Genomic DNA, 12,944 nt, shown 5'->3' with positions numbered 1-12,944 from the left:
CTATGACTGCCGTAAATGATAAGATATCCACAATCGTCGATGGAAAGCGTGTAATTACGAAAAAGCCGGAGCTTCTCGCACCCGCGGGGAATCTTGAAAAGCTGAAAATTGCTGTTCATTACGGAGCGGACGCGGTCTTTATCGGAGGACAGGAATACGGGCTGCGCTCAAATGCCGATAACTTTACGATCGAAGAAATTGCAGAGGGCGTTAAATTCGCAAAGCAATATGGCGCGAAGATCTACGTCACGACAAATATTTTCGCCCATAATGAAAACATGGACGGGCTTGAAGAATACTTAAAAGCACTTGGAGACGCCAACGTTGCCGGCATCATTGTGGCAGATCCGCTTATTATCGAAACATGCCGCAGAGTGGCGCCTAACGTTGAGGTTCACTTGAGCACACAGCAATCTCTTTCAAACTGGAAGGCTGTTCAGTTCTGGAAGGAAGAAGGCCTTGACCGCGTTGTGCTGGCACGTGAAACAAGCGCTCTTGAAATCAGAGAAATGAAAGAAAAAGTAGATATTGAAATCGAATCTTTTATTCACGGTGCGATGTGTATTGCATATTCCGGCCGCTGTGTCCTAAGCAATCACATGACAGCTCGGGATTCCAACCGCGGAGGCTGCTGCCAGTCTTGCCGCTGGGATTATGATCTTTATCAAACAGACGGTGCCAACGCCGTTGCTTTGTATGGTGAAGAAGATGCACCATTTGCGATGAGCCCGAAAGATTTGAAGCTGATTGAATCCATTCCGAAAATGATCGAAATGGGCATCGACAGCTTAAAAATCGAAGGTCGCATGAAATCAATTCACTATGTAGCAACAGTTGTCAGCGTATACCGCAAAGTCATTGACGCTTATTGCGCTGATCCGGATAACTTTGTGATTCAAAAAGAATGGCTTGAAGAGCTTGATAAGTGCGCCAACCGGGACACTGCGACAGCTTTCTTTGAAGGAACGCCAGGCTATGAAGAGCAAATGTTCGGTGAGCATGCCAAAAAAACGACGTTTGATTTTGTCGGCTTAGTGCTGAATTATGATGAAGACACACAAATGGTCACACTTCAGCAGCGCAATTTCTTCAAAAAAGGCGACGAAGTGGAATTTTTCGGTCCAGAAATCGAAAACTTTACACATACGATTGAAACCATTTGGGACGAAGACGGAAATGAGCTAGATGCTGCCCGCCATCCCCTGCAAATTGTCAAATTCAAACTAGACAAAAAGATTTATCCGAGCAACATGATGAGAAAGGGGAAGTAACACCCATGGGTAAGAATCCAGTAGTCATTGGAATCGCAGGAGGTTCCGGTTCAGGAAAAACGAGTGTCACACGGTCCATTTATGAACAATTTAAAGGACACTCGATTTTAATGATCCAGCAAGACCTTTATTATAAAGACCAAAGCCATCTTCCATTTGAAGAAAGGCTCAACACAAACTATGATCATCCGCTTGCGTTTGATAATGACTATTTAATCGAGCATATTCAAGATCTATTGAATTACCGCCCGATTGAAAAGCCGATTTACGACTATAAGCTTCACACACGTTCAGAAGAAACGGTTCACGTAGAGCCAAAGGATGTTATTATCCTTGAAGGCATTCTAGTTCTTGAAGACAAAAGACTCCGTGATCTGATGGATATCAAGCTTTACGTTGATACAGACGCTGACTTGCGTATCATCAGACGGATTATGAGGGATATTAATGAGCGCGGCCGCTCTATTGATTCTGTCATTGAACAATATGTGTCAGTCGTCCGCCCGATGCATAACCAATTTGTCGAGCCGACGAAACGATACGCTGATATCATTATCCCGGAAGGCGGACAGAATCACGTCGCAATTGATCTGATGGTCACAAAAATCCAAACCATTCTTGAACAAAACGCGATTTTGTAATACCATAGCATAGACATAAATAACTCTGACCATATTATGTATAGGCAGGAAGGGGATGTCAAATTCCCTTCTTTCCCTGTTTATAAACGCGAAATATTTGCAGAACGACAAGATTCAGTTTAAGATAAACAGTACCTATATGGGAGAGAAGAACGAGGACTGCCCTGTGTTCTCATTCTTGTATTTTTTAGTTTATGCTCTCATACATAATCGAAGATGATGAGGGACAACCAGAAGGAGTGAAGGGACATGGCACAAGAGAAAGTTTTTCCTATGACTGAAGAAGGAAAACAAAAACTTGAACAAGAATTAGAATATTTGAAAACGGTTAAACGAAAAGAAGTAGTAGAACGCATCAAAATTGCGAGAAGTTTCGGAGACCTTTCCGAGAACTCTGAATACGATTCAGCGAAAGAAGAGCAGGCATTCGTAGAGGGTCGTGTGACGACTCTTGAAAATATGATCCGCAACGCGAAAATCATTGAAGATGACGGCGGCTCTAACGTTGTCGGTTTGGGTAAAACAGTCACTTTCGTCGAACTGCCTGACGGTGACGAAGAATCATATACAATCGTCGGAAGCGCTGAAGCAGATCCGTTTGAAGGGAAAATCTCAAACGACTCACCGATCGCAAAAAGCCTGCTGGGCAAAAAAGTAGATGACGAAGTCACAGTTCAAACACCGGGCGGAGAAATGCTCGTGAAAATTGTGAAAATTTCATAATATCCGTTTAGCAAAGAAACACCTCGTCCACAATGTGGGTGAGGTGTTTTTTTATGAAGATATCGAAACGAATGAAGCTGGCAGTCATTGCTTTTTTGATCGTGTTTTTTCTGCTTCTGCTGCGACTGGCGGAAATCCAGCTGTTTTTCACAGAATCATTTTCTAAAAAGAAAATCAATTTGATCCAAGAAAGTGTAAAACAGCGGACGGAGGAAGTGCTCATTTCTGACGGAAGAGGCTCCTTTTTAGATCGAAACGGGCAGGCGCTGACCGGCAAAAGCGAGCCTGCGGTTGTTTTGTTCCCTTTTCTGCTGACGCAGGATTGGCCGATCAAAAAAGTTGCGGACATCCTTGGCATGTCTGAAGATGAACTGCACCAGACACTTGCAAAGGCGAAAAAACCGGTCATTTTGCAACAAAAGAAAATCAAAACACTTTCGAAACAATCTATCACAAAAATCAATTCTTTGAAATATCCCGGCATTTACGGCGTATATATGGAGAATGAAGACAAGCCCAGCCTTGCTTCACATACGATAGGGAGCACGAATCAAGATCCGGCGCTTCTCCGGAAGAAATATCCTGATAAGGAGAACCTTCCGATTACAACAGAAATCGGGACGACCGGTTTAGAACGGACATTTGATGAGTTTTTGCTTCCGGAACAAGACACAAAGCTTTTATATCATGTGGACGGAAAAGGAAACCCTTTGTTTGGCATGGACGTCAAATATACAGCTGAAGCCAATACGTTTTATCCGCTCCAGATCAAAACAACGATCGATCAAAGCATTCAAAAAGCGATGGAGGAGGTAGTGGATGAACAGGGGCTGAAAAAAGGAGGAGCTGTGCTGCTGGACATCGAAAATAGCAGTGTTCTGGGCATTGTAAGCAAACCGGATGCCGATGTCTCAAGGCAAAACACGCTTCAAAATTATATGCTGACGCCAATCTATCCCGGTTCTGTTTTTAAAACAGTCATTGCCGCAGCTGCGATCGAAAATGATACGGTGAAGCCGAGCCAAACCTTTAATTGCAATTTAAACCTGTACGGGGAACCGGGCGATGACAAAGGAACCTTGTCTTTTGATGAAAGTTTTGCCCAAAGCTGCAATTACACATTTACGAGTCTTGCAGAACAATTAATGAAAAAAGACAGCTCGGTTATTGAAGACATGTCCGGAAAGCTGGCTCTGACTGATCGGGCAGGCTGGGAAGGAAAACTGTATCACGAAACAGATTTCCGCCAGTTGTATAACGAAAAAAGCGGCGTGATTTGGGGGGATGAAAAAGACAAATCAGTCAAAAAAGCCATTGCGCAAACAGCGATCGGGCAGAAAAATGTAAAGGTAACGCCGCTCGAGGTAGCCAATATGATGGCGACAATCGCTCGCGGCGGAGAAAAGCGGCAGGTGAAAATCACTGAACAAATTGAATATAAAAACGGCACAACACTCGTTAAGTTTAAAGATCAGAAGCTCAAAGGAGAAACGATAGATAAATACACGGCACAGCAGCTTCAAAAAATGCTGCGGCGGGTGGTGGAATCTCCTTCCGGAACGGGCAGAAGGTTTCAGGATCTTCCGTATACTGTAGCAGGGAAGTCAGGCACAGCCCAGACAGGCAAGCTTTCAAAAGAAAAAGAAACGCTCTATGAAAAATGGTTTGCCGGATATTTTCCTGCTGATAAGCCGAAATACGCTCTTGTCGTTTTACACATGGACACGCCGGGGGATAAGGCTCTGACAAATTCAGTGTTTTATGATATTGTTAAAAAAGTACACGAAATTGAAATCAATCAGAAATAGAACAACTTCTCAGCACATGGTAAAATATATGCTGAGCCAAGAGGGATAAAGGAGTGCAGAATTATTGAGCAATAATCAATCTCGTTATGAAAACCGTGATAAGCGCAGGAAAGCTAATTTAGTGCTTAACATTTTAATTGCAATCGTATCCATACTAATCGTCGTAGTAGCAGCTAATCTCTTCATTAACAGTCCTTCTAGCAAAGATGTCAGCAAGGATTCTGAAACAGCGCAAAAACAGGAATCTCCGGCTTCAGGAAAGACTGAAAAGAAATCGGACGAGGATATAAAAGACAGCAAGAAAGATACATCTGACAGCGAAAAGGATTCTGAGAAGTCTTCTGACTCAGAATCAGATTCTAAAAAAGATGATTCTTCTAAAAGTGATGATTCTGATTCAGACTCAAACTCAGATTCAGATGACCCGCTTAAAGATGCAAAAGTTACTGAAGGCGGCTCATCAAGCGACGTGGAAAAAACGTATGAAAACCCTGACTGGAAAGCAGTCGGAACTGAGCAGACGGGCGAGCATGCCGCCACCTATGACTCAAGTTCACAAGACTGGGCTGAGATGCTAAAAGCCATTTCATATGCAACCGGTGTCTCAACAGATCACATGACGGTGCTCTGGCTCGGAAACAACGGCAGCCCTCAGGATGCCAAAGGCAAGATTTTAGATAAGACGACTGGGGATAAATATCAAGTCACGATTACATGGGTTGATGAAAAAGGCTGGAAGCCGACAAAAGTAGAAAAACTAAAATAAACAAAAGCAGCCGGTGTAGAACCGGCTGCTTTTGTTTTAAGCTTCAGCTGCGAAATGAACAACCGCGCTGTACAATATTCTTCCGTCTGCCACAGCGGTTTGGTGTGAAACAGATTTCACCCGGAGCATGATGGCTTTATTGTTTTCAATTTGTGTATTGATTTTCTTTTCAAGCTCCTGCAATGAAGCCGCTTCGAAAAATTCAACTTTGTCTTTTATCAAATCTAATTGAAAATTCATGTCTCGACCCTCCAGCTTTCACAAGTCATATGAAGTATAAGCTTTTTTGCGGGTAACGCGCAATATAGATGGCATAAAATACACAAAGTGTTTTAGTACCTGCTTTCCAGAAGATGTGGTATTATAGGAACTGTTCCATCATTAATTCATAGTATGCTTATAGGAATTATAAAATATGGAGTGTGACAAATATGGGACGTGAATTTATCCCTCTCTTTGAAGATTGGGCAGCAACTTATGATCAAACAGTACAAGGCTTTGATATTCAGTATAAAGAAGCGTTCAGAGGCTACGATAATATCCTTGATGCCATCGTCAGCAAATCTGGAACGCATGTGTTAGAATTTGGCCCGGGGACGGGGAATTTAACAGCCAAGCTGCTGGAGGCGGGTAAATCTGTATTTGGAATTGAACCGTCTCCCGCAATGCGCAAATTGGCTTCTGACAAGCTGTCAGGCAGGGCGGAAATCGTTGACGGAGACTTCCTGACATTTCCCGAGCCGCCATTTTATGCTGACACAATTGTCAGTTCATATGCTTTTCATCATTTGACTGACGAAGAAAAGCGGGCTGCCATAAAGCAATATGGCAAATACCTTCACTTGCATGATAGAATAGTGTTTGCCGATACCGTCTTTGAAGATGTGCAAGCATATCAACAGGCTATTGATAAAGCCCGTTCTCAAGGCTTCTATCAGCTGGCAAATGATTTAGAGACGGAGCATTATCCCACATTGGATGCGTTGAAAGAGATGTTTACAGCTGAAGGTTTTGCAGTCCAATTCACTCAGCAAAACGACTTCGTGTGGATAATGGAGGCGATCAAACGGTAAAGTGAAGGGAATGTGAATAGATGAAACTAGCAGTCATCGGAGCAATGGAAGAGGAAGTTACCATCCTAAGAAGCAAACTTGAACATGCAAAAACAGAAACAATCGCACACTGTGAATTTACCACAGGCGAATATGAAGGAACTGAAGTGATTCTTTTAAAATCAGGAATTGGAAAAGTAAATGCTGCCATCAGCACAACACTTTTGCTTGACCGTTACAAGCCTGATTATGTGATTAACACAGGCTCAGCGGGCGGATTTCATCATACACTGAATGTAGGAGATGTCGTTATTTCTACTGACGTTCGCCACCATGACGTAGATGTAACAGCCTTTGACTATGAATACGGCCAGGTTCCGGGTCTTCCGGCTGCTTATGCGGCAGATGAAAAGCTGATCAGCATCACTGAAGAATCGATTTCTGAACTAGACGGCATTCAGGTTGCAAAAGGGACGATCGCAACAGGCGATTCTTTCATGAACGATCCGAAGCGGGTTGAAGAGGTGCGTGCGAGATTTTCTGATCTGTATGCGGTTGAAATGGAAGCTGCGGCAGTGGCTCAAGTGTGCCATCAATTTAAAACGCCGTTTGTCGTCATCAGAGCGTTATCTGATATCGCAGGAAAAGAATCACATGTATCATTTGACCAATTTTTAGAGCAGGCGGCTGTCAATTCAACAGAGCTTGTGTTAAAAGTGATCAAACGAATTCATTAAAACGGGGGGAGAGTTCTCCTCCGTTTTCCCTAAAAACAACCTCTATCAAGGAGGAGGACATATATGACGGTTATTACGGATATTACCGAGCTGATTGGAAACACACCGCTTCTCCGCCTGAAGAACTTCGATGTTCCTGAAGGAGTCGCAGTGTATGCCAAGCTTGAAATGATGAATCCCGGCGGAAGCATTAAAGACAGACTGGGAGATATGCTGATTCGTGACGCGCTGGAGTCAGGCAAGGTGAAGCCCGGCGGAGTGATTATAGAAGCCACGGCAGGCAATACTGGGATCGGTCTAGCGCTGAGTGCCAGAAAATATGGGTTACAAGCGATTTTCTGTGTCCCTGAACATTTCAGCACAGAGAAACAGCAAATTATGCAAGCGCTTGGAGCTTCAATCATTCATACACCGCGTCAAGACGGAATGCAGGGAGCCATTCAAAAAGCCGTTCAGCTGGAGATAGAAATTGAAAATTCTTATTGTGTTTTGCAATTTAAAAACCGAGTAAATCCATCGACTTACTATAAGACGCTTGGACCTGAAATATGGGAAGCGCTTAACGGCAATATTCATACGTTCGTCGCAGGGGCAGGATCAGGAGGCACATTCGCAGGAACTGCTTCCTTCTTAAAAGAAAAAAATCCAGCAGTCAAAACAGTGATTGTCGAACCGGAGGGCTCTATTTTAAACGGAGGAGAGCCACATGCTCATAGAACAGAAGGCATCGGCATGGAGTTCATCCCCGATTATATGAATGAGAGCCATTTTGATGAGATCTACACCGTAACAGATGAGAATGCGTTTAGACTTGTGAAAGAAGCGGCAGAAAAAGAAGGTCTGCTGATCGGAAGCTCTTCAGGTGCAGCGCTTTATGCAGCATTGGAGGAAGCGAAAAAAGCATCCGCAGGAACAAACATTGTCACCGTATTTCCTGACAGCAGTGATCGATATATCAGCAAACAAATATACGAAGGAGGCATCTAATATGAAGAAAAAAACATTGATGATTCATGGCGGAATCACAGGTGATGAGAAAACAGGAGCAGTGTCCGTGCCTATTTATCAAGTTAGCACGTACAAGCAGCCGAAAGCAGGGCAGCATACCGGCTATGAGTATTCAAGAACGGCCAATCCGACTAGAACCGCTCTCGAAGCACTTGTGACAGAACTGGAAGGCGGGGAAGCAGGCTATGCGTTCAGTTCTGGAATGGCTGCTATTACAGCGGTTATGATGCTGTTTAACAGCGGAGATCATGTCGTGTTGACTGATGATGTGTACGGCGGAACTTACCGCGTGATGACAAAGGTACTTAATCGTCTTGGCATTGAATCAACATTTGTCGATACAAGCAGCAGAGAAGAAGTTGAAAAAGCGATTCGTCCTAACACAAAAGCTATATATATTGAGACACCGACAAACCCGCTGCTCAAAATCACCGATTTGTCGCTCATGGCTGATATTGCAAAAAAAGCAGGTGTTCTGCTTATCGTAGACAATACCTTTAACACTCCTTATTTCCAGCAGCCGCTTACTTTAGGAGCTAATATCGTGCTTCACAGTGCGACAAAATATCTTGGCGGACACAGTGACGTCGTCGGCGGTTTAGTTGTGACAGCTTCGAAAGAGCTTGGAGAAGAGCTGCATTTTGTGCAAAACTCCACAGGCGGCGTCCTTGGCCCTCAAGATTCCTGGCTGTTAATGAGAGGAATTAAAACATTGGGACTCAGAATGGAAGCGATCGATCAAAATGCGCGGAAGATCGCAAGTTTTCTTGAGAATCATCCTGGTGTCCAAACGTTATATTATCCTGGTTCTTCAAATCACCCCGGACATGAGCTCGCAAAAACACAAGGGTCTGGCTTCGGCGGCATGATCTCCTTTGATATCGGGAGTGAAGAGCGGGTTGATGCGTTTTTAGGGAATCTGAAACTGTTTACCATTGCTGAAAGCCTGGGCGCGGTAGAAAGCTTAATTTCTGTTCCTGCAAGAATGACACATGCCTCTATTCCGAGAGAGCGCCGGCTTGAACTAGGCATTACGGACGGATTGATCAGAATTTCTGTAGGAATTGAAGATGCGGAAGATTTGCTGGAAGATATCAAGCAGGCGCTTGCAAATATATAACAAATGGATAGAATTACTTTCTCTGTAAGCTGCCAGATTATATTATAATAGTCGTATACTATGAATCTGGCAGGTGATTCTTTTGAATAAAAATAGAATGAAATCTTTAAAAGAAGGCTACAAGCATTTTGCTTTTACATTGCTTGCAGTCAGCACTTTTATATATATAGGCGCAGTTCTTCCCGATCAGGGCTTAACGTTAGGCCAGAAATCGATGATGTTTTTAGCGGATTGCGTATTTTTAGCAGGTGCTTTCTTTTGCGCTGATCGTTCATTGGTTTACAAGAAGCGTTTGGAAGAAGCCGACAAATAAAAAACAGCCATCAACTCAGCGATGGCTGTTTTTTTGTTATTTTTCTTGCAGTTCTTTTCCCATGCCTTTTAAAAACTGAAGGCCGAAGCCGACGGCTCTGTTGATATCAGGATCGTTCATTGCTTTTAAAAGGTCAAGAATTCCGACTTTCTTGTCTTCTTTTAAAAAGCTTTGCGCCTGTTCAGTTCCTGCCATCACGCTTTCTATGAGCTTTCCAGTAAACTGAGGATCTGCTTTTGTCAATGCGCCTCCGGCAGCCATCATCGTGTTGATGAGATTGGTGACAGGCTCACGCGAAACCTGGCCAAGCGCTATTTTGGCAATGTCTTCCTTCGCTCTCAGCATGCTTGTTGCCGCGTCAAATATCCCAAGTTCATTGAGTTCATTCATTAACGTCATCGTTTTAGAGACAGCATCCTCATTTTCCGCCAGCAGCTCTTTCAGCTCTTCAATTTTTTCAAGCTTCATTTGCTCTGCTGTTTTTGTTTCTTTTTTGATCGTCGTAATAGGAGTGGCCATTCGTATTCCCCCTTTCATTTAATCAGTCAGATGGACATAGCCCGGACGGTTCCATTTTCTTTCTGCTTCCACCCCGTTTTGCGGGTGCCGTTTTTTGTTGCGCGGATTTGTTTTCGGAAGCGGTGCTGTTTCGCAGCCTCCAAGCACCTCCATGCGGACCTTTGTCTGTTTATAAGCAGGCGTGTTCGTCCGTTTATCAGCTGCAGGCCCTGTCAGGAAGTTAATCGCTGACTCCTTGTCTGTTGAGTTCATTGGCAGATAGAGTTCATTTTTCCGCACACGGTCTGTGATCAGTGCGTTTAATTTGACTGCTCCGAACGGAGAAACGAGCCGTACAAGCGAACCGTCACAAACACCTCGCTCCTGTGCAAGCTCAGGCGAGATTTCAACAAATACATTCGGCACTTTTGCTTGAATGCCTTTCGATTTATTTGTCATGTTTCCTTCGTGGAAATGCTCCAGCATCCGGCCGTTATTGATATGAAGATCATATTCTTCCGGAAATGCCGCTGGCTCAGTCCAATCAGAAAGGGCAAAACGGGCTTTTTTATCAGGGAAATTAAATCCGTCTTCATACAGAAGCGGTGTGCTTTCACCTGAGTAGCTGCCCCATAGGAAGCTGTTCCAGCCTTCAAGCACCTCATAGCTTGCTTTGCCAAACAGAGGAGAAAGGCTCGCCATTTCTGAGAAAATGTCACTTGGATGGCTGTAATTCCAGTTCGCTCCTAAGCGGTTTGCCACCTCTTGAATAATCCACCAGTCCGGTTTCGCGTCACCAAGCGTCGGAAGCGCCTGATATAATCGCTGCACACGGCGTTCTGTATTGGTAAATGTTCCGTCTTTCTCAAGTGAAGGAGTAGCTGGCAAGACGACATCGGCATATTGAGCTGTTCTTGACAAGAAGATATCCTGAACCACGAAGAAATCAAGGCTTGATAAAATATCATGTACGTGGTTCGCGTTTGAATCGACAAGTGCCATATCCTCGCCAACAAGATACATCGCTTTCATTTTTCCTTCTTCAATGGAATGAAGCATTTGAATATTATCTAAACCAGGCTTTCCGTCAATCGTGACACCATAAGCCTCTTCAAATTTAGCGCGGGCATTATCATCTGTAATATGCTGATATCCCGGCAGCCAGCCTGGCAATGTTCCCATATCGCAAGCGCCTTGAACGTTATTATGTCCGCGCAGAGGATAAGCGCCGGCACCCGGACGGCGATAGTTGCCAGTAGCGAGAAGCAGGTTTGAAATTGCTGCTGACGTATCAGAACCGCCTGTATTTTGTGTGACACCCATCCCCCAAAGGACACAAGTGCCGTCAGCGTCACGAATCATTTCGGCAATTCGAATGATGTTTTCTTTAGAAAGGCCTGTGATGCGTTCTGCATAATCAAGCGTATAGGTTTTAAGCGTTTCTTTATAATCTTCAAAGTAATTCACGTTCTCATCAATAAACGCCTGATCGTGCCAGCCTTGGTCGATCATATATTTCGTAACAGCCATCAGCCAAACTTGGTCTGTGCCTTGTTTAGGGCTGATGAACAGATCAGACCGCTCAGCCATCTCATTTTTACGCAGGTCGGCAACAATCAGTTTTTGGCCGTGGAGCTTGTGCGCCCGTTTGACACGTGTTGCTAGCACAGGGTGTCCTTCTGCCGGATTGGCGCCGACAATGATGACGAGACCGGCTTTGGCAATATCTTTAATCGTGCCGGCGTCACCGCCCATGCCGACAGTGCGGAACAATCCGTCTGTAGCAGGGGACTGGCAGTAGCGTGAGCAGTTATCGACATTGTTTGTTTCAAATACCTGACGCGCTAATTTTTGAATGACATAGTTTTCTTCATTCGTAATCTTAGAAGAAGAAATAAACCCGACAGATCCATTGCCGAACTGCTCTTTAATCGATCCTAATCTGCTTGCGACAAGATCGAGGGCTTCTTCCCAAGAAGATTCAACAAAAGCCCCGTTTTTACGGATTAAAGGCTTTGTGATCCGCTCTTCAGAGTTGACGAAATCCCAGCCGAATTTCCCTTTGACACATGTAGAAATCGCGTTAACCGGAGCGTCAGAAACAGGCTGTATTTTCAAAATATCCCGTCCTTTTGTCCATACTTCAAAAGAACATCCGACACCGCAGAACGTACATACAGTTTTGGTTTTTTTCGTTCTCGTTTCACGCATTGCCGCTTCGACTTCAGAAATGGCAAAAATGCTGCCGTACCCAGGTTCAACGTTTTTCACGAGGTCAATCATCGGCTCCATGACATCCTCTTTGATGCCTGTCATAAAGCCGGCTTGCCCGAGCATTGATTTTTCCATCAGCGCATTACATGGGCATACTGTGACACACTGGCCGCAGCTGACACAAGAAGATTCATTGATCGGAACTCCCTCATCCCAAATCACGCGAGGACGTTCGCGTTCCCAGTCGATTGAGAGTGTTTCATTTACTTGAAGGTTTTGACATACCTCAACACACTGGCCGCAGGCAATACATTGGTTTGGATCATAGCGGTAAAACGGGTGAGACATATCAACCGCGCAAGACGGATCTTCTTTTGGCGTGTATGGGTATTTTTGATGCTCGATACCCATCATTTCCGCTGTGTTATGCAGCGTGCAGTTCCCATTGTTGTTATCGCAAACCGTACAATACAGCAAATGATTTTCAAGAAGGCGGTCCATCGCTTCGGTTTGCGCTTCTTTCACCCGATTGCCCGAAAGGTCAATTGACATTCCATTTTCTGCAACAGTAGAACATGAACGAACCAGCTTGCCGTTTGCCTCTACAATACAAGTATCACAAGTTTGAATTGGGTCTACCTCTGGAACGTGGCAAATCTGCGGGTACTCAATCCCGTTTTCATTTAAAATGTCTAAAATTGTGGCCCCTGCTCGTGCTTGAATTTCTGTTCCGTCAACACGGACACTGATCGACTTAACGTCCATCATATTCATATTCCCCTCCATCTTTCTT

General features: G+C 44.3%; 13 protein-coding genes. 10 read left to right on the top strand and 3 right to left on the bottom strand.

Annotation, left to right across the window (positions count from 1 at the left end; genetic code table 11):
• The first annotated feature begins 2 nt into the window (after positions 1-2).
• From M0696_RS13655 to M0696_RS13635, 5 genes are all read left to right on the top strand, one after another.
• Positions 3-1,271, top strand: a complete 1,269-nt coding sequence (locus tag M0696_RS13655; protein ID WP_166850241.1) for a peptidase U32 family protein — start codon at positions 3-5, stop codon at positions 1,269-1,271.
• 5 nt (positions 1,272-1,276) lie between these two features.
• On the top strand, positions 1,277-1,912 hold the full coding sequence (udk, locus tag M0696_RS13650) for a uridine kinase (RefSeq protein WP_003225916.1): 636 nt from the start codon (positions 1,277-1,279) through the stop codon (positions 1,910-1,912).
• Positions 1,913-2,161: 249 nt separating this feature from the next.
• A complete protein-coding gene (gene greA / locus M0696_RS13645) occupies positions 2,162-2,635 on the top strand; it encodes a transcription elongation factor GreA (RefSeq protein WP_166850244.1) in 474 nt (157 codons plus the stop codon).
• A gap of 53 nt (positions 2,636-2,688) precedes the next feature.
• Positions 2,689-4,443: a peptidoglycan D,D-transpeptidase FtsI family protein gene (locus tag M0696_RS13640; protein WP_166850247.1), complete on the top strand. Its 1,755-nt coding sequence runs from the start codon at positions 2,689-2,691 to the stop codon at positions 4,441-4,443.
• A 64-nt stretch (positions 4,444-4,507) separates the two neighbouring features.
• Positions 4,508-5,209: a YrrS family protein gene (locus M0696_RS13635; RefSeq protein WP_222143247.1), complete on the top strand. Its 702-nt coding sequence runs from the start codon at positions 4,508-4,510 to the stop codon at positions 5,207-5,209.
• Between the two features lie 36 nt (positions 5,210-5,245).
• Here M0696_RS13635 and M0696_RS13630 read toward each other — a convergent pair whose 3' ends face one another.
• Positions 5,246-5,449, bottom strand: a complete 204-nt coding sequence (locus tag M0696_RS13630; RefSeq protein WP_003225924.1) for a YrzA family protein — start codon at positions 5,447-5,449, stop codon at positions 5,246-5,248.
• Positions 5,450-5,640: 191 nt separating this feature from the next.
• Between M0696_RS13630 and M0696_RS13625 the strand changes: the two genes are divergently transcribed.
• From M0696_RS13625 to M0696_RS13605, 5 genes are all read left to right on the top strand, one after another.
• Positions 5,641-6,282 carry a class I SAM-dependent methyltransferase gene (locus M0696_RS13625; RefSeq protein ID WP_222143246.1) on the top strand — a complete coding sequence of 214 codons (642 nt, stop codon included), beginning with the start codon at positions 5,641-5,643 and terminating at the stop codon, positions 6,280-6,282.
• A 20-nt stretch (positions 6,283-6,302) separates the two neighbouring features.
• A complete protein-coding gene (gene mtnN / locus M0696_RS13620; protein ID WP_222143245.1) occupies positions 6,303-6,998 on the top strand; it encodes a 5'-methylthioadenosine/S-adenosylhomocysteine nucleosidase in 696 nt (231 codons plus the stop codon).
• 63 nt (positions 6,999-7,061) lie between these two features.
• Positions 7,062-7,985, top strand: a complete 924-nt coding sequence (locus M0696_RS13615; RefSeq protein ID WP_248602060.1) for an O-acetylserine dependent cystathionine beta-synthase — start codon at positions 7,062-7,064, stop codon at positions 7,983-7,985.
• 1 nt (position 7,986) lies between these two features.
• Positions 7,987-9,126 carry a bifunctional cystathionine gamma-lyase/homocysteine desulfhydrase gene (locus M0696_RS13610; protein WP_222143243.1) on the top strand — a complete coding sequence of 380 codons (1,140 nt, stop codon included), beginning with the start codon at positions 7,987-7,989 and terminating at the stop codon, positions 9,124-9,126.
• Positions 9,127-9,208: 82 nt separating this feature from the next.
• Entirely contained in the window at positions 9,209-9,439 is a 231-nt protein-coding gene (locus M0696_RS13605) for a YrhC family protein (RefSeq protein WP_248602059.1), read from the top strand.
• Between the two features lie 36 nt (positions 9,440-9,475).
• Here the strand turns inward: M0696_RS13605 and M0696_RS13600 are convergent, their stop codons facing one another.
• Together M0696_RS13600 and fdhF are read right to left on the bottom strand one after the other, a co-directional pair.
• Positions 9,476-9,958 (bottom strand): helical membrane plugin domain-containing protein, encoded by a 483-nt coding sequence (locus M0696_RS13600; protein WP_222143242.1) that lies wholly within the window; start codon positions 9,956-9,958, stop codon positions 9,476-9,478.
• An 18-nt stretch (positions 9,959-9,976) separates the two neighbouring features.
• Positions 9,977-12,919 (bottom strand): formate dehydrogenase subunit alpha, encoded by a 2,943-nt coding sequence (gene fdhF, locus M0696_RS13595; RefSeq protein ID WP_222143241.1) that lies wholly within the window; start codon positions 12,917-12,919, stop codon positions 9,977-9,979.
• Positions 12,920-12,944: the final 25 nt, after the last annotated feature.

Source organism: Bacillus rugosus, assembly GCF_023238245.1.
Classification (GTDB): domain Bacteria; phylum Bacillota; class Bacilli; order Bacillales; family Bacillaceae; genus Bacillus; species Bacillus rugosus.
The sequence above is the reverse complement of the archived record's forward strand: the minus strand, read 5'-3'. Positions and strand labels throughout refer to the sequence as shown.